Genomic DNA, 26308 nt, shown 5'->3' with positions numbered 1-26308 from the left:
AAGATGACATTTCGTATTAACCATTTCCTGATAACAGGACTACTGTATCTGTTCTTCTCGTCTTCAGTTTTTGGGCAAGCTGAGCAGGAAGAAAAGCCTACCATTTTGAGCAGTGAGGCTCCTACCCTTCGTTTTGAACATATAGGGTTGCAAGAAGGCATGAATCAAGCCAGTGCAAATACCATTATGCAAGACAGCAAGGGCTTCCTTTGGATAGCTACTCAGGGTGGCTTGCATAGGTATGATGGCCATGAATTTAAAGTATATAAACAAACTCCTTTCGATACTGCTTCCATTTCCGAAAGCTGGGTATGGGGGATGGCTGAAGCATCCAATGGCGATATTTGGGTTGCTACCGAAGCGGCCGGCCTTAATCGTTTAGATCAAGCAACCGGGAAATTCACTAAGTATTTTCATGATCCCGAGGACTCTACTTCTATCTCCAGCAACAGTGCTTTTATGCCTTTTGAAGACAGCCGCGGCAACCTTTGGGTAGGCACCTTTGGCAGTGGCCTAAATAAAATGCCTGCCGGTAAAGATGGTACATTTATTCGATACGCTCATGATCATGATGACCCCACCACAATAGCAAGCAGTACCGTTTTTTGGATTAGTGAAGACCAAGAGGGTTTTATTTGGGCTGGAGGCACCAACGGTATTTCAAGAATTAATATTGATACGGAGGAAATCACCCGGTTTTTACATAATCCGGATGGTAGAGAGTTTTATGGGGCTCCGCACAACATTCTCGGTCAATATATTTCTCCTACAAAACCCGGTGCCCTTTGGCTGGCTACCGGAAATGGTTTAGTCTATCTGGATAGTAAGACCGGTGATTTTGAGCGATATCTTATTGAGCCAAATGATGGTGAAAATATAAACCCACTTAACTTCATACACGAAATTGTTCCTGATCCAGACAACCCCAATATATTATGGGTAGGTGGCCCCGGTACAGGAATTGCAAGATTTGATCGGCTTACTCAAGAATTCACCTCCTACCGCAATAACCCAAGAGATCCCAATAGCCTCAGCGATAATTTCGTTTCTTCCCTGTTTGCTGATCGCTCAGGGACTATTTGGGCAGGAACAGCTACTAAGGGACTTCAAGCATTCAACCCCGGCGCAGTTAATTTCACTCATCTAAAAAATGATCCTGATGACGACCAAACTATATCCCCGGGTATTGTTTGGGGGGTTTATGAAGACAAAAAAGGAACTCTATGGGCAGGTACTGATATCGGTGCTAGTGGGGATATTCTGACGGAATTTGATATTAATTCCGGAAATACCTCTCGCTATACATTTGACCCTGATGATTCTACTTCTATTATATTCGGATCTATAAGAGTTTTTCATGAAGGTAATAATGGGAATTTTTGGATAGGTACCAGTGGTGGGCTGAATTTGTTTAACCGAACCACTAAGAAATCTACCCGATTTCGACATCCCCCAGTTGATGGAAATCAAGGGCGAAATAGTCTTTTTGCGATCTTACCTACAGCGGCTGATCAAGATATGCTTTGGATTGGCAGTATTGGCGGCCTCGATCGTTTTAACTCAAAAACGGGAGAGTTTGAGCACATCAAACTTCCGAAAGAAGAATTAAATACAGAATTCGGTCCTGCTGTACTGAGTTTGCATCAAGACCAGGACAGCATTCTTTGGGCAGGAACCACATTGGGCTTATTACGAATAACCCCGGATGGGAATGCCACCATTGCCTCCACCTATAACCCAACCGATACTTCTACCATCAATCACAACCAGATAGCAAGTATTACCCAATTAGAGAATGAACCGGATATTCTTTGGTTAGCAACATCAGCCGGCGGATTAAATCGCTTCGACATCAACACAAAAACAGCCAAGCATTACACAGAAAAAGATGGTCTTCCCAATAACGCTCTTTATGGTTTATTGGTTGATAGTAAAAACACCCTTTGGATGAGCTCCAACAATGGCATTTCAAATTTTGATCCTGCTACCGAAACGTTCAGAAATTATGGGCTTGATGATGGACTTATGGCACTTGAATATAGCCAGAACGGCTACTTTAAGGGGAGTAATGGGGTTATGTATTTTGGGAGTGGTGAAGGCATCACGGCATTTGTACCTGAGCAACTCCATGTAAATGAAATACCGCCACAGGTAGTATTATCGGATTTTAAAATTTTCAACGAGTCTGTTATTCCCGGTCCTAATTCTCCACTTAAAAAATCGCTTAGCGAGACTAAAAAGATCACCCTACCCTACAGTCAAAATGAAGTGACTTTTGATTATGTAGCTCTCCATTTTGCCAATCCTGCCGGTAACACTTATTCCTATCAGCTGATAAATTTTGACGAAAGCTGGGTTGATGCCGGAAATAAACGATCCGCAACCTATACCAACCTGCCGGAAGGAACTTATACCTTTCATGTAAAAGCGGCGAATGCAGATGGTATCTGGAACAACGAAGGGGCTTCTATTGATCTCACCATTCTTCCACCTTGGTATCGCACCTGGTGGGCTTATGGTTTGGGATTAGGTATGTTAGGGTTTATGGCTTTCGGGGTAGACCGTCTTCAGCGAAGCCGAATTTCAAAAAAAGAACTGGAAAGGCAAACGTTACGCGAAGCTGAACTTCGTGCTGAAGCAGAAAACAAACGCCGCTCAGATACCGAACAACTAAGCCAGATTGGGCAAGCCATTACCTCTACCCTTTCTGTAGAGAAAATTATTGAGACTGTTTATGAAAATGTGAATTCCATAATGGACGCTTCCATTTTTGGCGTTGGGATTTATAATAAAGAACGAAATCGACTTGAGTTCCCGGCTACTAAAGAGAAAGGAAAAATGCTCTCACCATTCGTCAATAATCTTGATGAAGAACGGTTGGCCGTATATTGCTTCAAAAATAAAGAAGACATCATTATTGGCGACTATACGCAGGAGTATAAAAAGTATGTTAAGTCATACACCTCTCCGATTGAAGGAGAAGAATCTCTGTCTATCATTTATTTGCCGTTAATTCAGCAGGGGCGTATAATTGGCGTAATCACAACTCAAAGTTTTAACAAAGATGCCTACACCCCATATCATGTAAACTTGCTGAAAAATCTCGCCACCTATGCAGCCATCGCGTTGGATAATGCCTCTGCTTATCGAAGGCTGAATTCAACCTTGAGTGAACTTCAGTCCATGCAGCAACAGTTGGTACAGCAAGAAAAACTGGCTTCCCTGGGGCAGCTAACCGCCGGTATTGCTCATGAAATTAAGAATCCGCTTAACTTCGTGAATAATTTTTCAGAGCTAAGTGTGGAGTTGATTGAGGAAGTTAGACATGAAATTAAAGATTTAAGACCCAAGGGTAAGTCCCCCTTAGAAGGGGGAGGTTCTTCATCTGAAGATGAAGAACAGGGGGATGTAAGTAAGGTGAACGAAGCACTGGAAATCCTCAACAACATCGAAACCAACCTCAAAAAAATCCATGAACATGGTTCCCGCGCTGACAATATCGTAAAATCAATGTTAGAACACTCACGGGGCGGTTCAGGCAAAAAAGTTCCTACCAACCTTTCAGATCTTGTTAAAGAATTTGCCAACCTCTCTTTTCATGGAATGCGAGCAGGCAAAAACCCCATTAATGTAGATCTGGAATTTGATCTCGACGACGCTGTTGGTGACATCCCTCTAATCGCTGAAGACTTCAGCAGGGTAATCGTAAACTTATGCAACAATGCCTTTGATGCCATGAGGGATAAAACGAAAAGCGATGCTGATTACAAGCCGAAAATCATCTTCCGAACTAGAAAGAAGGACGGAAAAACTATGCTCGAAATTGAAGACAACGGCTCGGGAATGAGTCAGGAAGTGAAAGACAAGATTCTGCAGCCTTTCTTTACCACTAAAAAAGGAACGGAAGGTACAGGGCTGGGGCTGTCTATCACCAACGATATTATCAAAGCTCACGGTGGCACATTAGAAATCGAAACAAAAGAAGAACAGTTTACTCGCTTTAGAGTATATTTAACTTAATTAGGGAAGGGTACGAAATATGAAATTTTTAGTAGTTGATGATGAACGGGATGTAGAGATGCTATTCCGGCAGAAATTCCGCAAAGAGGTCAGACAAGGATTAATTGAATTGGAATTTGCCTTCTCCGGCAGCGAAGCTCTCGAACTTCTTGAGAGCAAACAACCCCCTGATGTAGTCTATATCTTCTCTGATATTAACATGCCGGGTATGACCGGCTTTGAGCTTCTTGAAGCCGTTAAGTCACAGTTTCCACAAATAAAGGTCAGCATGATTTCTGCCTATGGGGATGATGAAAATTATGAGAAAGCCATCAACTCTGGGGCAAAAGAGTTTTTCACTAAACCCATCAATTTTGATTCTTTAAAACAGGAGCTTCACCAACTTCTGGACGAAAATAAATAATATTAACAGTTAGGGCTACAATTCTATGCGACAGCACAAAATAATGGTGGTTGATGACGAGCCGGATCTGCAAATGCTTATTTTGCAGCGCTTCAGAAAACAAATCAAAGAAGATGTATATGATTTTTGTTTTGCTGAAAACGGGGAAGAAGCACTGGATATGCTGCAGGAGTCAAATGATATAACGCTTGTTCTGTCTGATATAAATATGCCTAAAATGGACGGGCTTACCTTTTTAGCTGAAGCTCAGAAATTGAATAACCCCGTTCTTAAAACGGTGATTGTATCTGCTTACGGCGATATGGAAAATATCCGTACCGCTATGAATAGAGGCGCTTTTGATTTTGTTACCAAACCCATCGACTTCAAAGATCTTGAGTTAACGATCAAAAAAGGACTTTCTGAGATCAAATATCTCCTTGAAGCAGGAGAACAAATGAAGACGCTTGAATCCGTACAAACGGACCTTGAGACAGCCGCTCGAATTCAGCAAAAAATGTTGCCCCAGGTATTCCCTCCCTTCCCCGATCGCAAAGAGTTTAGTATTTATGCTGAAATGCATACCGCTAAACAAGTAGGTGGAGATTTTTATGACTTTTTTATGCTGGATGAACATCGGCTTGGCTTTCTCATTGCGGATGTTTCCGGCAAAGGCGTACCTGCTTCTATTTACATGGCCGTCTCCAGAACAATGATTCGATCTCTAGCCACTCAGATTGACGACCCGGCACAATGCCTATCCACCGTAAATACCATCCTTATTCCGGAAAGTGATCTTACGACTTTTGTTACCGTATTTTATGGAGTGATGGATACCCGAACCGGAACTGTGAAATACTGCAATGGCGGGCATAATCTTCCCTACATCGTCCGAAAAGATGGAACCATAGAGGAAATCGAAAATACATCCGGACTCTTACTTGGAAAAATTGAGCCTATTGAGTTTGAAACCAAAGAGCTGACTCTTCAACCCGGAGAGAAAATCCTCATGTTTACGGATGGCGTTACCGAAGCTATGGCAGAAAATGAAGATATGTATGAAGAACCTCGCCTTGAAGCCTTCCTGAAAAAACATAGTGAAGACGATTTAAATAAACTTGTGCGCAGCCTTATTGTGGATGTACTTAAGTTTATGGGTAAAGCTGATCAATCGGATGATATCACTGTTCTATCCGTTGGGTATAACGGCTAAGAATCAGCCCATAAATATTCTATAAAAAAGAAAACCCCTTCTGTTTTAGCAGAAGGGGTTTTTAATATCAAGGATATTAATATGAATTAGTTCTGAATCATTAATCCTGCATCCAGACCTTTGTCAATCATAGCTTTTACTTCGCGAAGGTGTGCTTCGGTATAAGCATCAAAGCTATAAGGCGGGGTTAAGCGACGTGTAATACGATCGCCCAAATCCCTTAACTGAGCTCTTGCTACAGAACGTGCATCAGCAGGCATGTTTGATGGTGCATCTGTCACTATTTCTATCATTGATTCCAGGTAGGCTCGCTGTAAATCACGGCGGTTGCTGGTAATGTTTTCACCCGGAGCCGTCCACACTTCACTCCAAACTGCATTTGTAATCTGACTCATCAGTTCAGGGATAGTAATAGTGTTTTCTTCACCAAACTTAACTTCAGTATCGCGGATACGAGCTAAGCGAGTTCCGTTTAATAAAGCCTCAAGTAAACCGGACTGAACCCCTACTAAATATTGGTGAAGCGGATAATCTATTCTACCACCATAGGTGTTTGAATTACCCCAATGGCTCCATCGATCTGCTCCAAACTGTTGGTAAACTTCCTGCGGAAGATTAAACGCATCAGCTGCAAAAGCATATTCAGTAATCATATCCAAAGCTTCTTGTTGCTTAGCTTTTGGAATCGCTACAAATGGCATACGGGCATCAGGATCACCCACATGATCACGGTACTGATACTGACCACCGATGTATTTCACTGTTGGACCAAGAGCACGTACGTACTGGAAGAAGTAGGTGTTAAATAGATCGGTTGCTTCGTAATAAGGCATGTTATCACCGAGAGCAATTTCAGGTACTTCAGGAATCAGGTCTCTGAGTATTGCGGCACGACCTTTACCCCAAGCAAGCGGATCTTCACCTAAGTCATACACATTAACGAGAGGGTCAACAGCACCGGAACCACGGGCATCTTCATCTGTCCCGTAAGCATGTCCCGGCTGAGCTGCCATTCGGGCAATATCTGCTGCGTCATCATCATCCGGGGTGTAGCCATAACTGATTACCCATCGGTCATAAGAACCAACGCTTGTGTTATAGTAATGTCCATCGTTGCTTTCACCTTCAGGAGATAAGTTAACCGTTGGATAGTCCATTGCTGAGCTAAATACACCGTTTTCTGCAGTGAAGTCGGTATCATAAAGTTTATCAAGTGGAGTGTCCACAGATGAACGGAAGTTATGTCTCAGACCTAGTGTATGCCCAACTTCATGCATAGTTACCCATCTAAGTGCCTGATCGGTGAATTCTTTAGGAACGGGTTCTCCGGGTTTAAGCTGGCCGCGTGCCATTAAAATTCCTTTTACCATATCGAGCTGCATACCCATTTCTGTATAGAAAGAAGCCAGTTCATGTCTGCTGCTCATGGCTACTTCTTCTGCGCTCACGTTATATATTTCATCAATTGCAGTTCGCGGCTCAACCATTTCGCGGTATTCTTCTTTGTCGCCTAAAATCATATTAGCTTCGAAAAGAATATCAGCATCCATAATTTCTCCTGTTCTTGGATCTACTACAGAAGGACCAATTGCTCCGTATCCTGGCTGATCAGAAACATTCCAGCGTAAAGTTGCATATCGAATGTCTTCCGGCTCCATACCTTCAGGAAGCATTTCTGCCCGAATAGCATTTCTAAAACCCGCAGCTTCAAAAGCACCGGCCCATTCTTCAACCCCTTCCATCATCACTTCGCGGTATCGCTCGGGTACAGTGTGATCGATATAGTAGGTAATAGGTTTGATCGGATCACAAAGACCATCTGATCCAGCCGGGCCATCACACTCAAGTCTCCATTTGTTTACATACTTCTTAAAGAATGTGTCATCGTCATCATCAGTAAAGTCTTTATGAACCGTCATGAAATAACCGGTTCTATCATCTGCCATTCTCGGGCTCATTGGCGTTTCGGGTAAAGCCGCCATAGTATAATGGATAGATATCGGGATATAACGACTGTCGGCTACCGTTCTCGGTCCGCCAGTTTCGCTGTTATTAAAAGTAAGCTGAGCTGTTACATTTGTATTCATTGGATAGGACTTTACCGCTTTCAGGTAGCTTCTAGACTTATCAAGTGAAGCTCTCCCGGGTTGTCCCGGACGGGATGAAACAGCGAATTGTACACGCTGACCTATATTTGAAAGATCTCCTACAAACCAGTCGTATGCGTTAATTAACATGACGCCATCATCATTGGTTGTTTCCACTTTGGCAGTTTCGAGGATCGAATCACCATAGCCTAATTCTACTGAAGCAGCTTCAGGAGTACCTTCTTCCGCTACATAGCGATGAGGTTTCTGAATCAGCATGATCTTGCCTTCCTTTTTCTCAAGGCGAACCAGCAGTCCTTCAAATACGCTCAGCATGGAACCGCCGTATAATCCTGAAGCTCCAATTCCTTGTTCAATTTCAAAATTCATCAAGAAATCTTTATTAAGATCTTCTTCTGTTACGGCTAGATAGAGTCCGTCTTCCGTTTTATACAAATCAAAAAAGCCTTCAATAAGCTCAGCATCTTTTGTGAGCTCAGTAAATTTGTCCTCTTTTTCACTTTCTTTTTTATCCCCTTTCTGAGCCGTTGCCAAGGCCGGAACGAGAATAATTAAACTTAATAGCAGTAGTATTTTCTTCATAGTGTAACTTCCAGTTTGTTAAAATTGACGCCGATAGTTCAGCTAATTTACATATTTAGTTGTACCCATCAACGATCCTATATCAGAGACGAAAAGCAGTATCAATAGTTTCTACCCCAGAGGTAAATATTTTTGAAAATTAGGGAGTTTTGCTTTTCTACAATACATTGTAAATTATTTATCAAAATAACAACGGGTACATACACTTATTTTACTATTTAGGTACATCAGCAATAAAAGGGGTTATAATGAAAAAAACGTTTGCAATAGCATTATCCATTCTTTTCTTAGGCAGTACATTTATCTTTGCTCAGGATGATTCAGACATCACCTGGGAAGAATATATTCAGCAGCGGCAGCAACAATTAGCGCAAACTCAAGCCGAACAAGATTCCGCTCTCTATGCCAGTATTGCCGAGTATGAAGCATACGTTTTTCAGCAAGAACTTGAGTTCTCTCAGTTTCGGGAAGAAATGGAGCGCCAATGGGGAGACTTCAAAGAGCGAACCAAGTCCAACTGGGTTGAATATAAAAATGGTGGAAATGTTCGTTGGGATGTCGATTTCGAAGAAGGTGAAGGCACCATTGAAGTACTCGCCGATGAAAATGATACCGAAGACAGTTTAATGGCTGACATTGAGCAAAGTATCCTCGAACTCATGAGCAGCAAAGGGACCGAAACCGGAATGCCTGATGATACTACCTCAGAAGTACTCCCTGAACCTGTCCTTGCGGGACAACTTGAGGTTCCTGAAGATATGGACTCTCTTCAATATGCAGAAGAACTAGCTGAGGAAGTAGAAATTAAAGAGATACAAGGTGAAGACGGAGAAATAAGAAAAGTTGCTGTACTTAATCTTGAGCTTGTCCCCGATCACCTTAGAAAACGCGCTGAGAAATTCCGCAACGAAGTAGATACCTATGCCAAGCAGTACGAACTGGATCCAACGCTGATCCTTGCAATTATTCACACCGAATCTTTTTTCAACCCTATGGCTAAGTCTCACGCCAATGCACTTGGGTTGATGCAAATTGTACCCAGAACTGCCGGCCGGGATGTTTACAGAGTATTGAATGGTAAAGATGCCGTTCCCTCTGCTGACTACCTATTCCAGCCTGCACAGAATGTACTCTTCGGCTCTACCTACATCGATATTTTAATGAACCGCTACATGCGCGGTATTGAGGATAAAACCGTACACGAGTATTTAGTGATTTGCGCTTACAACACCGGTGCCGGGAATGTAGCCCGGGCTTATATCAACTCGACCAACTTTAATAATGCCAGGGATACCATCAACAGCATGACCGCTCAGGAAAATTACGATTACCTGTTGGAGAATCTGCCCTGGGATGAAACAAAGGGATACCTCAAAAAAGTAACCGAGCGACGAGCTCAATATCAGTCTTGGATGTCAGGCACGGAATGACCTTTGAGTTCTTCCAACCGGAATTAATTTCCGGTTAAATACTATTCATTGCAAAGGAATGTCTTTCTGAGGATGTAGCTCTTCAAAGCAAATCTCAGAATTCAGAAGATCTGCGATCAGAGAGCGCATACGTTCCTGAATATAGAATTCGGCTTCCGGATACTCTCTGAGTATTATTTCTAGCTGAATCATAATATGTCTGGATGCATTATTCATGATATTACTCCTTTTTATATGTTTGGCATTAATACTTTCATGAAATAATTAGTCCAATAATCATACCAAACCTGTTTTAAAGGGTTTTTAGCACAAACGGTATCCAAAAAACAAATTCTTTTTTCTAAGCAGTAAAAATAATTGCCCTCCAGTTTTGATCTTCTTATCTTTAGTGCTCTTGAAAATTTTATGCGCACGTAGCTCAGCTGGATAGAGCGTTTGGCTACGGACCAGAAGGTCAGGGGTTCGAATCCTCTCGTGCGTACACTAAAGCCTCACAAGTCTTTGATTTGTGAGGCTTTTTTGTTTTAGGGTGTAATTTAGGTTAAACAAATCTTCGCTCTCACTGCTTTTCAACCTTATTCAGGGGTGTTATAGTCACCAGAAGTCAACGCGCCAAAAAAAATCAAAAAACTTTGTAAGGAATTGCTTTGGGATCGCTCTAACTAAGTGGTTAAGAGAGCCAAATTGGGTTAAATCGTGGGTACAAACACAACCACCCTTGTCTTATTTAAGGCGAGGGTGGTTTTTTTATAGCACAAGTTTACAGAACCAATTCATGTAACCATCTATAAATACTCTCGCTAATCTAATCTGGCTTCTCTTATTGTATAAATTGACCCGAGTCCGGAAATACTTGAAAAGTTGTTATTTATTAGAGCCAAACCCCTTGTACTTTTGAGAAGAAAACTGTTAGTTTTTCCTGAACATGGTAACCTATACTTGCGTGATATAGAATGAGTAGATATAGAAAAATATTCCAACTTAACTCGGTTACCATTACCGTGATCTATCTCGTTTTTGCGGCACTCTGGATTTTGTTTTCAGATCAACTTCTTCTTCTCTTTGTAAAAGACGTAGACACCCTCACCAGATATTCCACCCTCAAGGGTCTGCTATTCGTATTTACAACTTCCTTGATGCTGTATTTTCTGGTTCAGTTTAGCAACAATAATATAAAAGACGCTCAAGAAGTTGTTGATAAAGCTCTGGACTCTGTAAAAATTGCAACCTGGAGTATTAATTTAAAAACCAACGAGAATTCTACTTCACCCCACCACTATAAACTCTTTGGTTTAAAAGAAAGGCCCCAAAAGTGGGACCTAAATGACTTTTATCGCATGGTTCATCCTGATGATGTAAGTGATGTGAAGAAGGCTTTCATTGAAGCAATTGAAACCAGGACTCCCTATTTAGCTGAATTTCGTATCACTTGGCCGGATGAAAGTATCCATTGGATGAAAAGTCAGGGTACTGTTCACGAAAATGAACAGGGAGAAGCAACTCATATCACAGGTGTTATTGAAGATATCACCGAAACAAAAATGCTTGAACAAGAATATGACAGGGAGAAAGAACTTTTCGAACGCATTTTTGAGCAGATTCCTGTAATGGTGGATATTTATGATCCTGAAATTAATTCCATCCGGGTTAATGAAGCCTTTGTAAATACGTTAGGCTGGTCAAATAAAGAAATTCAAGAAATTGACCTTCTTGGAGCTTGCTATCCTGATGCAAAAATGAGAGAAAAAGCTCAACAAGTTATGTCTGAAGCAGATGGGAGCTGGTATAAATTTGAAGTACAGGATAAGTTTGGCAACATGCACATACAGGAATGGTCTAATATTCAGTTATCTGATAACAGTATTATTGGTATCGGGCTTGATGTTACGGAGAGAACTGAATACCAAAAGCAGTTAAAAGAACGAAACGACTTTATTGAAACAACACTTGAAAATTTACCCATCGGTGTTGCAGTTAATTCTATTGATGCGGGTGAAACCACACTTATCAACAAGCGTTTTTCGGAAATTTATGGCTGGCCTAAGGAAACTCTTACAGATGTGAATAGCTTTTTCGAACACGTGTATCCGGATGAGAAGTACCGAAAAAATATGATTGAAATGGTTACAGCTGATCTTTCCTCAAAAAATCCGGAACGCATGAATTGGGAAGGCGTCAAGATCACTACAAAGACGGGAGAGAAAAAGATTATTAATGCAAAAAACATCCCCGTATACGACCAAAACCTCATGATTTCAACAGTGGTTGATGTTACAGAACGGGTGCACGCTGAAACACGATTAGCAGAATCTGAGCATAATTACCGCCTTCTCTTCCAGAAGAGCCCACAGCCCATGTGGATTTATAACCCTGAAAACTTTAGAATTATTGAGGTAAATAACGCAGCTGTTAAGCATTATGGCTATTCTCGAAAAGAGTTTTATGGAATGAATTTAATGGACATCAGACCTGAGGAAGATCGTGATCACGATAAAATCATTATCGATAGAGACAAGGCTAAACCTCTTTCAGAAACCGGGGAATTCAGACATCTAAAAAAATCCGGGGAAATAATCCATGTACGGGTATCAGGTGCATCCATTAATTATTTTGGAAAGAGTTACAGGTTTATATTAGTAAATGATATCACAGAACAGAAGAAAGCAGAGGAAATGGTTCTGGCCTCTATTGTTGAGGGTGAGAATAAAGAAAGAGCCCGTATAGCCCAGGAACTCCATGATGGATTAGGCCAATATCTTGCTGCGGCTAACATGAATTTTGATTCAGTAAAAAGCAGTATTGAAAATCTAACTGAGAAGAAACAGAATCAGTTTAAAACTGGCTTAAACCTTTTAAAAAATGCCATAGCTGAAACCGGGCAGATATCGAGAAATCTTATGCCTCGCGTAGTAGATGATTACGGACTTGCTCTGGCTATAGAGTCATTAGTGGATAGTTACCAAAATAGCTCTTCCATCTCTCTAGACTATTTCCACAATATTGAGGGATTAGATCTGCCCAGAGAAGTTCAATTCAACTTATACCGAATTGCACAAGAGGGACTTTCAAATGCTATTAAGTATGCGGATGCTACAAAAATAAACGTGCAACTTATAAAAGATGAGCTTGATTTGATCCTAACGATTGATGATAATGGGATAGGCTTTGACGTAAACGATGAAGACTTTAAAGTCGGTCTGGGCTTTCAAACAATAAAAACCAGAACAGGGGCATTAGGCGGGAATTTTGAACTTGATTCCAAACCAAATCGGGGAACTTTTCTAAATGTTGTAGTTCCAATCAACAACAATACAAGTAATTCAGATGGCTAATATTAAAATAGCAATAGTGGATGATCATCAGATCGTTAGAGACGGTATTAAAATACTGCTGGAAGATGAACCGGGGTTTGATATTGTCTTTGAAGCGGAGTCGGGAGATAAAGCCGTGGAACTATCAGAAGAACATGAGCCGGATTTAATAATCATGGACATCACCATGCCTATCATGAACGGGATTGAAGCCACTCAGGCCATTAAAGAAAAGTCCCCCGATATCAAGGTCCTGGCTCTTACTATGCTGACAGAAGACCAGCACATCCGGAAAATGATAAAAGCCGGTGCTTCAGGCTATATTCTAAAAAGCTCAGGCAAAGAAGAACTAATTAAGGCCATAAACTCAATTATAAATGGGAAACACTACTTCAGTGATGATGCCACACAGACTATTCTCCATCAATTAGTTGAACCTACAGTATCTAAATCTACCGAACCAAAAGATGCAAATATCACAGATCGGGAACTGGAAGTTTTAAAGCTCATCGTAAATGAGTTTACAAACCAGGAAATAGCGGATCAACTATTCGTAAGTGTAAGAACTGTTGATTCTCACCGAAGAAACCTTCTTCAAAAAACCGGAGCTAAAAATACAGCCGGATTGGTAAAGTATGCTCTGAACAATAATCTCTTTGAAAGTTAGCATCGCTAATCTCTTTTTGGTTTTCCCTTTTTATACGATCTATATCCACACTCCTTTCTTTTTACAAGCTGATCTCAGGGTAATCACCTACGTATAAACACCTATATGCAAATAGGCTATTATGCTGATTCCAAAGGCTAATCTTTCACTTACATTTGCAATAGACTCCCATAATAAGTTGAGTAGATATGCTGCAAATAGCATTCATCGGAAGGACCAATAAGACGAACGCCATCATTTCCGATTCTATATTATCAAATTTTGATGCTGAAATTCAGTTTATCAGACCTGAATTTGTTTTCTCTGAATTTCCAGAGGAAGAGCTAAAAAATAGAAATATGGTTATTGTTGATCTTAATACGTCTTCCGGCACTGGAAATGCCCCAAAAAATATCAGCCTTCTCTACCAAATAACTCAGGATATCCCCATCTTGGTCCTGGACTATAATGAGGATAGAAAATTTGTACAGCCTCTTATTGATGCCGGAGCCTCAGGCATCATCTCTACTACTCCTACTGAAATAGAAGTGATAAGCGCCATTAATGAATTACTACCAAAAAAATAATCATTTGGCCTTAGTTAAAAAATCACGGTAGGTGTTTTCACCTAGGTAGTAAATCTAGCTCCTCCGCTTTTAAACCTAATTATAGAAATACGCTTTTCACGTGATTCGCTTTGCCCAAATGATGCATAAATTCTGTTCAAGTTGGGGTCAATGGCAAAGAGAAGAGAAATTAAGTTTAGTTAAAAGAGATGAATGATAACCAAATTTTCAAAACTGTAGAATTGGACAATATCAGTTCTGCGATTCTAAATTCCTTGAATGCACAGATTGCTATTCTGGATTCAGAAGGGATAGTAGTGGCCCACAACTTGCAGTGGAAGATCTTCAGTGATGAGAATAAAGAACATTGGAACCATCCAAAACTGGATGAAAATATCCTGTCATTTCTCCAGAGACCTCTTGCCGAAGGAAATGATTTCGCATTGCGCCTTTTGCTTGGTATTAAAGAAGTACTGAATGGTGAAAAAAAGACATTTGAAACTAAATATCAGCCTTTTCTGCATAACCAAACAGCTCACTTTAATGTAAAAATTAATTCTCTGGGTTCTGATGAAGGTGCTGTTATTATTTACGAAGATATCAGTGCTGAAGTACTTAACAGAGAGTATCTTAAAGAGACAAAAGAAAAGCTTAATAAGCATTTTCAAAATAGCTTGTATGGAATTTTAACGGTCAATGAAAAAAATCAAATCATTGAAGCAAATGAAACTGCTTGTAATATTCTTGAAGCAAGTAATGAAGCTCTCCTTTTTTCTGATGTTTCATCCTACCTTTCTATAGGCTTAAGCCATGCAGAAATTCAAAAAAGAATTAACCGGCATGGAAACTCTTTAGGTGAGTTTGAAATAAAAACGGCCAACAATAAGACAGTGCCTATTGAACTAAGTGTAAGCTTATTTCGAAATATTAATGGAGAAACTGTTACCAGTTGGGCATTTAAAAACATCACAGAGCGAAAAGAAACTCAAGAAGCTTTAAAAGCCTCTGAGCAGCAATACAAGCTACAGTTCAACAACACCCTGGAAGGAACAATCATAGGCAGACCCGATGGCCAAATATTAAAGGTTAATCCGGCAGTGTGTGATATACTTGGTTATAAAGCTGAGGAGTTGGAAGGTCAACACCGAGACCTCGTATTTGACCTTAGCAACCCAATGAATGCTGAAGCTATTTCTAAAAGATCCGATAGCGGATCTTTTATCGGTGAGGTTGAATTCACACATAAAGATGGTCATAAAATACCGGTTGAAGTAAGCTCCGTAATTTTTGAGGCTGAAGATGAAACTCAAAAAACGATCATTAATATTCGGGATATATCTTCTCAAAAAGCAATTCAGCAACAATTGGTTGATGAAAAAGAATTTACCGAATCAGCCATATCAAGTTTACCCACTGCTTTTTTTGTTTTTAACCTGAAGGGTGAAATGATTCGCTGGAATCAGATGCTTGAAGAAGACTTAGGATATTCCCGGGAAGAGATAGAGCAAACTAATGTAATTGAGCTTGTATATCCCGATGATCGTCCCATTCTTCAGAATATAATGTCTGGAGAACTAGTCGGGAATAAATTGAGTGTAGAAGCCCGGTGTATTACAAAAGACGGCGGCATCGTACACTACCTTCTAAAAGGAACCAGTTTTGAGCAAAACAACGAACGCTATATTGTTGGGGGCGGGCTTAACCGCAGTGATTTCAAAGAAATTGAAAAAGAGAAATTACTAGTCTCAAGAGAACTCCAGCGAACTCAGACCTTTAATGAACTTGCTGTTAATAGCGCCAACATAGGTTTGTGGGAAGTTGATATGCAAACCGGAGAAGCTTACTACAATGACCGTTGGTATAAAATGTTAGGGTATAAAGAAGAAGAAATAGAGTTTAACAGAGCTTTCTTCTTAAGCCTTCTCCATCCAGATGACAAAGACATTCCTGATGAAGAGCTTAAGCGATACCGTAGTGCCAATGATAAATACGAGGCAGAATTTCGGGTTAAAGCTAAAAATGGAGAATATCGCTGGATAATGGCTGTTGCAGAATTTGCCAGTTTTGACGACGGTAAAGATAACTCAACCAAATTAGCCGGTTCCCATACCGACATCACAGAAAGGAAAAAAGCTGAAATTGAAGTTAAGAGAAATCAGCAACTTCTAAATCAACTGTTCTTTAATTCACCCATTGGTATTGTTTTGGTTGATGCTGACGGAAGCATCCAAAATACTAATCATAGCTTCAATAGCATTTTCGGCTATTCCAATGGAGAGTTGACAGGTAAGAGCCTGGACGACACTATCGTCCCAAAGAAAATGAACGAACAGGGTGAAAAGCTTTCCCGACTCAGTTTTACCGGCGATAGTTTCCAGACTGAAACAACCCGCATCAATAAAAATGGAGAAGAAGTTCCCGTTCTAGTTGGAGGCGTACCTGTTGAGTTTGACGGTGAAGTCATCGCAATCTATGGAATGTACGTTGACATAACTAAACGCAAAGAGCTTGAAAACAAGATTGTACATCTTCTGGAAATGGAAAAGAGAGAACGTATTCAAATGCAGGATATGTTTGAAGGATCTCCGTCAGCCATAGCCATGCTAGAGGGTAAAGATCATACTTACACTTTTGTGAACAATAAGTATAAAGAGCTGGTAAGTAGAGACGAACTCATTGGGCTTCCGGTTCTTGAAGCGATACCTGAATTAGCGAACCAAGGTTTCATTGAGCTTTTAGACAATAGCTATGAGTCAGACCAAACTCTCTATTTTAACGAAAGGGAAGTATACTTTAACAAGGGTGAAAACGGAGATTCAAAAAAACATTATCTCAATTTTGTATATAAGCCCATACATAATGATCAAGGAGAAACTTATGGGATTTTTGTTGAAGCCATTGATGTAACAGAACAAGTTGAAGCCAGAAACATCATTGAAAAGTCACTTCAAGAAAAAGACACTCTGCTAAATGAAGTACACCATCGGGTGAAAAATAACCTGGCTATTGTTTCAGGACTGGTTGATCTGGAAATCATCGAAAATTCAGATCCTAAATTTGCCAAGCATTTAAACTCTACCAGGTCTCGTATCACTGCAATAGCAAAGATTCATGAACTGCTTTACCAAAATGAAAGCCTCTCGCACGTAAGCTTTAAGAAATACATACAAAGTGTTATTGGTGAAGTAAGTAGTTTATTCAAGGAACGAGCATTTACACTAGCTGCAGACTTAGGTCTGGATGAAGTTGAGCTGAATGTAAATCAAGCTATTCCAGCGGGTATGTTGTTAAACGAGATTTTAGACTACCTAGACTACATATGCGAGAACAATTCGGGTGATGATAAAAGTGAGCTGCTTATCTCCATGACTAATAATGTTGAGTGTGTGAAAATTGAACTCAAAAATCCAGACAACAACCTGCTACCACTATATAATAGTGATGAAGACCCTAATACCGACCTTCGTAAAGAGCTTATTAAAGTACTTTTAAAACAAATACATGGAGAGGTTAAACTTAGCTCTGATCCGGAAAGCACCCTGTCAATACATTTTGCAAAAAGTGAATTAAAGGGACCTCATAGCGGACTCTAAAAATATCCAGATTACTAAATGTCAGGCAAGTTAAGCCGATAAGAATGATGCACTGAATTTTATTTGTACCCCGAAAACCCAAGGGTCGACTTCTGACAGGAGTCGGCCCTTTTTTATTTAAATATACTTCCTAAAGCCTCTCCAATCTATGATTAATGGATTCGGATTGGAGTTCAATAAAAGGCTAACAAATCTCAACTTTTGGAGCCGTCTTTAATTTTTAGAAAAGCTTTTGCGATCACACTCTGCTGCCTTTTTCAAAAGGTATTCGATATCAGGTTTTGAATTTGCCTGATCGGAAGCTACCAGATAATAGGACTTAGCTAATCCAAAATTCTCAAGACGTGCATTCATTTCGGCAATGGCAGCGGATAGTAAATACTTCTTCTCTTTAGCCAGCGAATATTCAATCTTGTCAAGATTACGCAGTCCTACTTCAGGTCCTTCCCAATAGCTTACAGCAGTTGCATAGTTTATTTGAATAATTGGTGAGCTCTTTATTTCCAGCAACATTTTATAATATCGTGAAATTAGCTGCCAGTCGGTTTCTTCAAAATTTTGAGCGGAGCAATGCACTGATGCAATTGAGGATTCTAAATGATAGTGGGATAGTCTAAAGCTTGATCTGGATTTTTCAAGATGATGAAATCCTTTACTTATCAGTCCTGCATCCCATTTGTTTCTATCCTGAGTCTTAAGGTCTACCATTTCCGAGCCCTCCTTCCGGGCTTCAAACCGAGCAATATTAAAGTATATAAGCGAGAGTAGTGCATGAACCTCTCCAGCATTAATGCCCTTAAGGTTAAGCATTAAATGAGCCAGCCTGAGTGCGGTTAAACATAGCTCATCGTTTACAATAGTATCCGAAAAACTAGTTCGATAGCCTTCATTAAAAATCAGATAAATAGCCGTCAGTACAACCTCATACTTTTCACTGATATCTTGCTTTGTAATTACAGGCAACTTTTGGTGGCGTTTTCTGACTTTATTTTTTGCCCGGAAAATTGCCTTTTTGACGGCTTCAGGAGTCAATAATAAAGCGCTCCCAATCTCAGCTGTATTCAACCCTCCCAGAATATTCAAGATTAACATAACCTGTTCCCTCGGTTTAATCTCTTGATAGCAACAGGTGAACAACATTCTAAGCTGGCTGTCAGTTATTTCATGATCCAAAAAAATCCGGTCAACTTCTTCGGCTGATGGATACGGTTCAATATCAGATTCTTTCGACTGAATCAACTGATCTCTTTTCAATACATTTATAGCCTTATTCTTGGCTACCTGCATCAACCATGCTGAAGGGTTCTCTGGCTTTCCTTTCAACGGCCAGTTTTTCATGGCGGAGATAAAAGTTTCCTGAACGATATCCTCAGCGAGTTCAGCCTTATTAAATCCAAATAGGCGAATTAATATAGCCGTCATCTTTCCCGCTTCGTTTCGAAAAAGATGATCGACTATACCTTTGGTTTTATGTGATGTTGGTTCACTCACCCTACATTTCCATGACCTCTCGAACTTCTACGCTGCCACCTAATTCTAAGGTCGGGCAATTTTTGGCCAACTCAGCTGCTTCTTCTAAACTATCAGCTTTGATGATGTAAAAGCCCCCCATCAATTCTTTTGATTCTATGTAAGGACCGTCAGTAACAATTTTACTTTTCCCTTTTATTGTTTTTGCATTCTGGAGTAAAGCCTCTCCCGAATCGTAATGATCCCCAAGCTTCTCAATCCACTTCATATGTTCACCAATTTCATTTTGCATATCTTCTGGCGACATTTCGTTGAATGAATCTTCTCGATCATACAGCAATAGCATATATTTGTTCATGATAATCTTAATTTTAAACGTTAATATTCATCAGTATGACAAATAGGATTCCCGGTTCGGGACAATTTCTTATAAAAACTTTCTCAATTAATGTACACCCCTAATTCATTTAAAGAAACAGATCCTGATATCCTCTATCCGTTTGTTAGGGAACATAATTTTGGAACGGTATTTAGCCAAACTAAGAACGGTCCGGTGGCATCCCACTTGCCGTTCTTTGTTAAAAGAGAAGAAGATATTTTAATTGCCCATTTTGCCCGTGCAAATAAGCACTGGCAACACATTACTCAGGCGGAAGAGCTACTCATTGTTTTCCAGGGAACCCACGGATATATATCACCAAGCTGGTACAAAGAAAAGAATACGGTACCTACATGGAATTACGCTGCGGTTCACATCTATGGAACTCCGGTTATAACTCACGATTTAGATGAATTACGAACCATGGTCGATTCTTTAACTCATCACCATGAACAAAGCATAGATTCTGACTGGGATTATGAGGCTGCCCATGAAAAGAGAGATCAGCTGCTAAAAGGTATAGTTGGGTTGAGTGTACATGTTAACAGGATGGAAGGTCAGTTCAAATTCAACCAGAACCGAAGTCAGAAAGACAGGGAAGGGGTTATAAAAGCTCTAGAAGAATCTGATTCAGAAAGTGATCGCAGCATGGCTGAGATCATGAAGAAAAATGAGGCTAAAAGCTGATAGTCCCAGCAGTTTACTATTCCTAAATATCTTAGAAAATTACTTCTCGATAAACTGGAAAAGCTTTTGTTCAAGATCAGCAGGGTTGAAAGGTTTGGTCACAAAGTCATTCATTCCTGACGCATATACCTTCTCACGCACTTCTTTAAGAGCAGCAGCAGTTAGCGCAATAATTGGTGTTTTTCGCTTATATGGATCATCCAGTTTACGGATGTTTTCTGAAGCTTCATATCCATCCATTTTCGGCATTTGAAGATCCATAAGAACAACGTCGTAGTTATTTTCCTTAATGGCTTCTACTGCCTCAAAGCCATTGTCTACCACTTTCATTTCTACATTCCAGCGCTCAAGGAAACGAAGCATTACTTTCTGGTTAACCAAGTTGTCTTCTGCTAGCAATACTTTTAAGCCACTTAAGCTTTTTGCAGAATCAAAATTCTCGGTAATAGCTTTTGCTTCTTCTTCCGAAGATCCTTTTTCAAAAGTAAGCTCTACATAAAACGTACTTCCTTCTCCCTCTTCACTTTCAACAGAAATTGAGCCGCCCTGTAAGTCGGTGAGTTGCTTGCTAATGGTAAGGCCTAACCCTGTTCCGCCAAATAATCTCTTTGTATTTTGACTGGCCTGAGTAAAACTCTCAAATATCGTATCCACCCGGTTTTTCTCAATGCCAATACCTGTATCTGAAATTGCAAACTGCAGCCGTACAGAATCATCAAAATCCTCAATAACATTTACCGATAACAGAACCTCTCCTTCTTCAGTAAATTTCAGAGCATTACTGTATAGGTTGTTTAATATCTGAGTTAACCGCGCGGGATCTCCAACTAAATAATTTGGAATACCATCACCAATATCTGTTTTCAGTTCAATGGACTTATTCTTAGCCGTAACCCTGAAACTCTCAACAATTACATTTACCAACTTATTGAGCTCAAACTCAATGTTCTCAAATTCTATTTTTCCTGCTTCAATTTTTGAGAAATCAAGCACATCATCGATAAGAGAAAGAAGCGTTTTTCCTGAAAAATCAAGAATGTTAATCGGCTCAATCTGATCTTTACGCGGGCTGTCTTGTTTTAAGAGGTGAGTCATCCCCAAAATCGCATTCATTGGAGTTCTGATCTCATGACTCATGGTAGCAAGAAACTCTGACTTGGCTTTTGTACTTTTTGCAAGTTCTTCTGTAGCCACTTCAAGCTGACCAATATAATTTTCCAGCTTTTCCTGTTTCAAACTCAGTTCTTGGTTCAGCTCCTGCTCTTTTTGGAGCAGCTCCAGGGTTTGATATTCTGCATCTTCTTTAAACTGAGAAAAGGTATTAAAAATGAGCCAGGTGGTAACGAAGGAGCCCGTCAAAACGCTCCAGCGAACCAAAGAGAAGCTACTTTCGGAAATGCTAATCCGCTCAAAAATGATATAATCTAAAATGAAGTAGGATAGTATGGAGAGTAAAATCCCCATATTGCGAAGGTGAACCTGTGTATTATCAAATAAAAGGATTGAAAGCCCCATAGCCGGGATAAAGAAAGCCTGAATCATTGCATCCCCGCCAAAAACGGAGCTCAATATTATAATACCTATGTCAGCGTAGGCTATAAGCAATATTTTAGCTGCTTTTTCAAACCCTTGACGTGCTAACAAAGGAATTAAAAGAAATGCGAGTGCTTCAGATAAAAAGAACCACGTTAGAGAAACAGATTCATTAATCTGAAAAGCGACTAAAAACAAAACAGACACGCCTGCGAGGAAGAACGAGACCGAGTTCAAAACAGTCATTCCGGCCTTCTTGCCAATAATTTTATCCTTAGACCTAAGGTCTTTGCCCAATGCTATATCGGAAATGCCAGTTAGAGAAAATTTTGAGCTCATATCCATGGTTGTCCCCTTTAAGGGACGAAATTAAAACAATTATATTAAGCCTTACAATTAGATTACGATAACGTTTTCTTTGCCTTAAAAGCCATGGCATAAATTTTCATTTGTTTTACCATAGACGCCAAACCATTGGCACGGGTCGGGGACAAGTGCTGAGACATCCCAATTTTATCAATGAATTCCGGCTTTTTATCGATAATCACATCGGGCTCTCTTCCTGAATAAAAACGAACCATTAATGACACAAGTCCTTTAGTAATAGCTGCATCACTATCGGCTTTAAAGATAATCTTGTCATCATCCATACTTGCTGTCAGCCAAACCTGGCTCTGGCAACCTTTAACCAGGTTATCTTCAACTCTTGCTTCTTCTGGCAGCGGATCTAATTTGTCACCAAGCTTTATGATGTACTTATACCTTTCCGGCCAATCTTGAAGTAGCTCAAATTCTTTAACAATTCTTTCTTCTGTAACCTGAATATCCATTTTTATTTTAAATATACGGTTAAACCTACTCTGCATAAAGAAAAAGCCCGCATATAGCGGGCTTTTTTAAAAATATAACTTAGTAGAAATTTAATTCTCTACTTCAAGTTCAATCATAGCAACGCTTTTAACGCTATCCACTACTTTATCATTTTTGCCGTAGCTTGGCTTAAATGACTGAATTACTGAAACGTAATTTCCATCTGCAGTTTCGTATTTGCATGAGATACTTGTTTTTTCACCATTGAATGCACCTTCTAGTGCGCGCTCAACAGCTTTAATGTCATCATCGTGAATTACACTTTTCAGGCCTTCTCCAAGAACATCATCTGGTTTGCGGCCGGTAATAGATGTGAAATTATCAGAAACGAATTTACAGCCTGTGTTGCCTTCCGAATCAACTACAAAGCGCAGGGTAAATTCATCTTTTTTACCTACGATATCCTGCAGGCTATTTTTCTTTTTCTTAAGTGTTTCGATAATTCGGTCTCGCATTGAGATATTATCAAAGTGTACCCGAATAATTGTCTCGTCGTTACTTACAAAGTAATTTATGCTGCCTTCAAGCTTAACAGTATCTCCGTTCTTTTGCACAAATTCCCACGGGTAGGTTTTATCCTCAATATTTTTTGCTTCAAAATCTGCAAATAAGGATTTCATCTCTTCTTTATCATTTTCTACTACAAGATCCCAAACCTTTACTGTTTTCAATTCGTCGGCATCGTGGCCCATTAAGTTTTTAAAGGAATTATTGGATGAAATGATATTGCCTTGAACATCCAGATCGATAAATGTCTTTTTCGATTCTTCAGCAAGGTTGTCAAAGTCTAGATTGGCATCAAACACCAACTTACTTGACTCTTTACGCTCCGTGATATCACGCTGATAAGATACCCAATGTGTGATTTCACCTTTGCTGTTAGTCAGAGGGTGAATATCCCACTGATTAATAAATTCTGTTCCATCTTTTCGGTAGTTAACCGTATGCCCAAAAAATGCCTGTCCTTCAATTAGCCGTTCTTTCAAGCGGTCCAATACATGGCGGTCCGTTTTTTCGCCCTGTAAAATCCTTGGTGTTTTACCTATCGCCTCTTCTTTAGAATACCCCGTCATTCGTGTAAATCCATCATTCACATAAACAATTTTCGGCCCCGGCTTTTCTAAATTCAATTCCGTGATTACAATCGAATCATAATCATGCTTTATTGCTTGCTCAAGTAAAGAGAGCTGCTTTTTTGCTTGCTGAAAGTGTTGAAAAAGTTCCCCAAACAGCTCCTCGAGCTTAGAGGAGGATGCTTCATCTTTGCAACATTGCTTAATCTGTTCTAAAACTTCAGAGTCTAACTTCTGATCCATCTTACTATATCATTTAATTGGGTAGGATTATACCTGATCATTCCCAAACTGAACTACATGAACAACAACATCATTCCAATTAGAGGTGAATTTATTTTAAATATATACTACCTTTTTAGTATGCGCTTAAAAATGCCTTTTATTATCGTTTTTGGTTTTATTTTATTTCTTGCCTCAGGGTGTACACTTTTCAAAAATACCCCGAAAATCTCTAAACCTGAGATGATTAAAGTAAATGGGGGTGCGTTTTTTATGGGTGATATAATCGATAGCGTAAACACTGATGCTCTTCCTATTCATGAGGTCAAAATCGACGATTATTACATCGGCAAGTATGAAGTAACCTTTGCAGAATACGACGCTTTTGCCAAAGCTACAGGCAGAGAGCTACCCGAGGATGATAACTATGGACGTGGTGACCGAGCCGTTGTACGAGTTGACTGGTATGATGCAGATGCCTATTGCAATTACTTTGGCTGGCGACTCCCCACTGAAAATGAGTGGGAATATGCAGCCCGTTCAGGTGGAAAAGAGTTTCTCTACTCAGGCACCAATAACCCAGACTCATTACAAAACTATGCGATTACATCGGAATCTAATGTCTCTTTTTCGTTTAAAGTAGGTACAAAGAAACCCAACGAGCTCGGTATTTATGATATGAGTGGAAATGTACAGGAATGGATTGGGCAATATTATCAGTTTTATGAAAAACCCAAAGAGCTACATGATCTTGAAGGTAATATGATCAGGATTTTGCGAGGTGGGAGCTTTAATTCTTGGGTAACCACATCGAAAGTATATTGGCGAGTTGGTGTTTTGAGTGATGCTAAATTTTATGAAGTAGGATTCCGGTGCGCTGTTTCACAAGAAGAGCTAAATAAACAGCGGTTCCTCAATGGCTTATTCCATTTTAAACCTGCAGAGCCTTAAAATAAAAAGGGGGCCGAAGCCCCCTTTTCTCACTCACTCATCGAAGTAGCAACTTAGCAATGGTGCTGAGCTGCATGTTCGTTGTACCCTCGTAGATTTTACCGATCTTAGAGTCACGGTAATATTTTTCTACGGGATATTCTTTCACATATCCATATCCTCCAAATAAATCCACAGCCTGAGAACTTACTCGTTCGGCCACTTCTGAGGAATAAAATTTAGCCATTGCGGCTTCTTTCAAGAAATTCTGTCCATTCATTTTCATACGTGCTGCATTGTAAACCAATAGTCGAGCGGTCTCAATATCTGTTGCCATTCGTGACAATTGAAACTGAACACCCTGAAAATCTGAAATGGCTTTACCAAACTGCTTTCGTTCTTGGACATAAGCCAGAGCTGCATCAAAAGCTCCCTGGGCAATTCCAATCATTTGAGCGCCGATACCGATTCTTCCCTCATTAAGGGTTTCGATAGCTACTTTATAGCCTTTACCTACTTCACCAACTACATTCTCTTTAGGAACGCGACAGTCTTCTAATAAAATTTCACACGTTGAGCTAGCGCGAATTCCAAGCTTATTTTCTTTTTTGGAAATTGAAAAGCCTTCCATTCCACGTTCTACAACAAATGCTGTTATCCCTTTATATCCTGCTTCTGGATTGATGTTTGCCATCACTAAAAAAATGTCTGCTTCGTTCGCATTTGTAATCCAAAGCTTAGAGCCATTCAATACGTAATGATCGCCATCTTCCTTAGCAGTCGTTTTTAAAGCAAAAGCATCACTTCCTGATCCGGCTTCAGATAAACAGTAGGCTCCCACTTTCTCGGTAGCCAGCAAGGGCAAATATTTGTCCTTCATCTCGTCAGAGCCGAAGTTGATAAATGCATTATTAACCAGAGTATTCTGGACATCCATAAATACACCGGCTGAAGCATCTACTCTGGAAATTTGCTCAATGGCTACAATGGACATCATAAATGTCCCTCCTCCACCAGCATACTTCTCAGGGATATCAATCCCCATCAATCCCATTTCAAAAAATTCCTTTACCAGACCGGGATCGAGCTTGGCGTTTTCGTCCATTTCCTCGACTAGAGGTTTGATTGATGCTTCAGCAAAATCAGCTGCGGCTTCTTTCAACATTTGCTCGTCTTCGGTGAGCTGTGTTAAAGGTGGAATGAGTTGCTCAGTTTGTTCCATCTATAAAACTTTTTGTATTAATTTATGAGTGAATGTGAACCTGAATATACAAATTGTAAGCGCTTTTTTAC

Annotated in this window: 17 protein-coding genes and 1 tRNA gene; 11 read left to right on the top strand and 7 right to left on the bottom strand. The window is 40.0% G+C overall.

Annotated features, from left to right (window positions below; genetic code table 11):
- The first annotated feature begins 3 nt into the window (after window positions 1-3).
- Genes CL667_04395 through CL667_04385 form a run of 3 tightly spaced genes read left to right on the top strand, consistent with a single transcriptional unit; the run spans window position 4 to window position 5615 of the window.
- On the top strand, window positions 4-4020 hold the full coding sequence (locus tag CL667_04395; protein ID MAL16932.1) for a hypothetical protein: 4017 nt from the start codon (window positions 4-6) through the stop codon (window positions 4018-4020).
- Window positions 4021-4039: 19 nt separating this feature from the next.
- Window positions 4040-4423, top strand: a complete 384-nt coding sequence (locus CL667_04390; GenBank protein ID MAL16931.1) for a response regulator — start codon at window positions 4040-4042, stop codon at window positions 4421-4423.
- Window positions 4424-4448: 25 nt separating this feature from the next.
- The gene (locus CL667_04385; GenBank protein MAL16930.1) at window positions 4449-5615 is read left to right on the top strand and encodes a fused response regulator/phosphatase; all 1167 of its coding nucleotides are present in this window, start codon (window positions 4449-4451) and stop codon (window positions 5613-5615) included.
- 86 nt (window positions 5616-5701) lie between these two features.
- On the opposite strand, the gene CL667_04380 is transcribed toward CL667_04385, so the two are convergent.
- The gene (locus tag CL667_04380; protein MAL16929.1) at window positions 5702-8305 is read right to left on the bottom strand and encodes a hypothetical protein; all 2604 of its coding nucleotides are present in this window, start codon (window positions 8303-8305) and stop codon (window positions 5702-5704) included.
- Window positions 8306-8553: 248 nt separating this feature from the next.
- On the opposite strand from CL667_04380, the gene CL667_04375 reads away from it, so the two are divergent.
- From CL667_04375 to CL667_04350, 6 genes are all read left to right on the top strand, one after another.
- Window positions 8554-9735: a hypothetical protein gene (locus CL667_04375; GenBank protein ID MAL16928.1), complete on the top strand. Its 1182-nt coding sequence runs from the start codon at window positions 8554-8556 to the stop codon at window positions 9733-9735.
- 407 nt (window positions 9736-10142) lie between these two features.
- A tRNA-Arg gene (locus CL667_04370) sits at window positions 10143-10216 on the top strand.
- Between the two features lie 472 nt (window positions 10217-10688).
- Window positions 10689-13067 (top strand): hypothetical protein, encoded by a 2379-nt coding sequence (locus tag CL667_04365; GenBank protein ID MAL16927.1) that lies wholly within the window; start codon window positions 10689-10691, stop codon window positions 13065-13067.
- Entirely contained in the window at window positions 13060-13713 is a 654-nt protein-coding gene (locus CL667_04360) for a DNA-binding response regulator (GenBank protein MAL16926.1), read from the top strand. Before CL667_04365 ends, CL667_04360 begins: the two co-directional genes overlap by 8 nt.
- 188 nt (window positions 13714-13901) lie before the next feature.
- Window positions 13902-14279: a hypothetical protein gene (locus CL667_04355; GenBank protein ID MAL16925.1), complete on the top strand. Its 378-nt coding sequence runs from the start codon at window positions 13902-13904 to the stop codon at window positions 14277-14279.
- Between the two features lie 188 nt (window positions 14280-14467).
- Window positions 14468-17851, top strand: a complete 3384-nt coding sequence (locus CL667_04350) for a hypothetical protein (protein ID MAL16924.1) — start codon at window positions 14468-14470, stop codon at window positions 17849-17851.
- A 213-nt stretch (window positions 17852-18064) separates the two neighbouring features.
- On the opposite strand, the gene CL667_04345 is transcribed toward CL667_04350, so the two are convergent.
- Together CL667_04345 and CL667_04340 are read right to left on the bottom strand one after the other, a co-directional pair.
- The gene (locus CL667_04345; protein MAL16923.1) at window positions 18065-19273 is read right to left on the bottom strand and encodes a hypothetical protein; all 1209 of its coding nucleotides are present in this window, start codon (window positions 19271-19273) and stop codon (window positions 18065-18067) included.
- Window positions 19274-19343: 70 nt separating this feature from the next.
- Window positions 19344-19679 (bottom strand): hypothetical protein, encoded by a 336-nt coding sequence (locus CL667_04340; protein ID MAL16922.1) that lies wholly within the window; start codon window positions 19677-19679, stop codon window positions 19344-19346.
- A gap of 90 nt (window positions 19680-19769) precedes the next feature.
- On the opposite strand from CL667_04340, the gene CL667_04335 reads away from it, so the two are divergent.
- The gene (locus CL667_04335; GenBank protein ID MAL16921.1) at window positions 19770-20387 is read left to right on the top strand and encodes a transcriptional regulator; all 618 of its coding nucleotides are present in this window, start codon (window positions 19770-19772) and stop codon (window positions 20385-20387) included.
- A gap of 39 nt (window positions 20388-20426) precedes the next feature.
- On the opposite strand, the gene CL667_04330 is transcribed toward CL667_04335, so the two are convergent.
- The 3 genes from CL667_04330 to CL667_04320 all read right to left on the bottom strand — a co-directional run bounded on the left by CL667_04330 (window position 20427) and on the right by CL667_04320 (window position 24106).
- Window positions 20427-22265 carry a hybrid sensor histidine kinase/response regulator gene (locus CL667_04330; GenBank protein MAL16920.1) on the bottom strand — a complete coding sequence of 613 codons (1839 nt, stop codon included), beginning with the start codon at window positions 22263-22265 and terminating at the stop codon, window positions 20427-20429.
- A gap of 56 nt (window positions 22266-22321) precedes the next feature.
- Window positions 22322-22750, bottom strand: coding sequence for a Fe-S metabolism protein SufE (locus CL667_04325; protein ID MAL16919.1), 429 nt, complete (start codon window positions 22748-22750; stop codon window positions 22322-22324).
- A 90-nt stretch (window positions 22751-22840) separates the two neighbouring features.
- Complete coding sequence (locus CL667_04320; protein ID MAL16918.1) at window positions 22841-24106, bottom strand: PAS domain S-box protein; 1266 nt, start codon at window positions 24104-24106, stop codon at window positions 22841-22843.
- A 120-nt stretch (window positions 24107-24226) separates the two neighbouring features.
- Here CL667_04320 and CL667_04315 point away from each other — a divergent pair, with 120 nt between their 5' ends.
- Window positions 24227-25036 carry a hypothetical protein gene (locus CL667_04315; protein ID MAL16917.1) on the top strand — a complete coding sequence of 270 codons (810 nt, stop codon included), beginning with the start codon at window positions 24227-24229 and terminating at the stop codon, window positions 25034-25036.
- 37 nt (window positions 25037-25073) lie between these two features.
- Here the strand turns inward: CL667_04315 and CL667_04310 are convergent, their stop codons facing one another.
- A complete protein-coding gene (locus CL667_04310; GenBank protein ID MAL16916.1) occupies window positions 25074-26237 on the bottom strand; it encodes an acyl-CoA dehydrogenase in 1164 nt (387 codons plus the stop codon).
- Window positions 26238-26308 lie beyond the last annotated feature (71 nt).

The sequence above is a fragment of the Balneola sp. genome (genome assembly GCA_002694685.1).
Taxonomy (GTDB): domain Bacteria; phylum Bacteroidota; class Rhodothermia; order Balneolales; family Balneolaceae; genus Gracilimonas.
Note: the sequence above shows the minus strand (reverse complement) of the source record. Positions and strands in the feature narration are given on the sequence as shown.

Excerpts from the sequence above, each read along its gene's own strand:
- CL667_04355 (MAL16925.1), top strand. The coding sequence starts at position 13,902 with ATGCTGCAAATAGCATTCATCGGAAGGACCAATAAGACGAACGCCATC.
- CL667_04380 (MAL16929.1), bottom strand. The coding sequence starts at position 8,305 with ATGAAGAAAATACTACTGCTATTAAGTTTAATTATTCTCGTTCCGGCC.
- CL667_04310 (MAL16916.1), bottom strand. The coding sequence starts at position 26,237 with ATGGAACAAACTGAGCAACTCATTCCACCTTTAACACAGCTCACCGAA.
- CL667_04320 (MAL16918.1), bottom strand. The coding sequence starts at position 24,106 with ATGGATCAGAAGTTAGACTCTGAAGTTTTAGAACAGATTAAGCAATGT.
- CL667_04330 (MAL16920.1), bottom strand. The coding sequence starts at position 22,265 with ATGGATATGAGCTCAAAATTTTCTCTAACTGGCATTTCCGATATAGCA.
- CL667_04385 (MAL16930.1), top strand. The coding sequence starts at position 4,449 with ATGCGACAGCACAAAATAATGGTGGTTGATGACGAGCCGGATCTGCAA.
- CL667_04360 (MAL16926.1), top strand. The coding sequence starts at position 13,060 with ATGGCTAATATTAAAATAGCAATAGTGGATGATCATCAGATCGTTAGA.
- CL667_04340 (MAL16922.1), bottom strand. The coding sequence starts at position 19,679 with ATGAACAAATATATGCTATTGCTGTATGATCGAGAAGATTCATTCAAC.
- CL667_04345 (MAL16923.1), bottom strand. The coding sequence starts at position 19,273 with ATGACGGCTATATTAATTCGCCTATTTGGATTTAATAAGGCTGAACTC.
- CL667_04350 (MAL16924.1), top strand. The coding sequence starts at position 14,468 with ATGAATGATAACCAAATTTTCAAAACTGTAGAATTGGACAATATCAGT.
- CL667_04315 (MAL16917.1), top strand. The coding sequence starts at position 24,227 with ATGCGCTTAAAAATGCCTTTTATTATCGTTTTTGGTTTTATTTTATTT.
- CL667_04335 (MAL16921.1), top strand. The coding sequence starts at position 19,770 with ATGTACACCCCTAATTCATTTAAAGAAACAGATCCTGATATCCTCTAT.
- CL667_04390 (MAL16931.1), top strand. The coding sequence starts at position 4,040 with ATGAAATTTTTAGTAGTTGATGATGAACGGGATGTAGAGATGCTATTC.
- CL667_04375 (MAL16928.1), top strand. The coding sequence starts at position 8,554 with ATGAAAAAAACGTTTGCAATAGCATTATCCATTCTTTTCTTAGGCAGT.
- CL667_04365 (MAL16927.1), top strand. The coding sequence starts at position 10,689 with ATGAGTAGATATAGAAAAATATTCCAACTTAACTCGGTTACCATTACC.
- CL667_04395 (MAL16932.1), top strand. The coding sequence starts at position 4 with ATGACATTTCGTATTAACCATTTCCTGATAACAGGACTACTGTATCTG.
- CL667_04325 (MAL16919.1), bottom strand. The coding sequence starts at position 22,750 with ATGGATATTCAGGTTACAGAAGAAAGAATTGTTAAAGAATTTGAGCTA.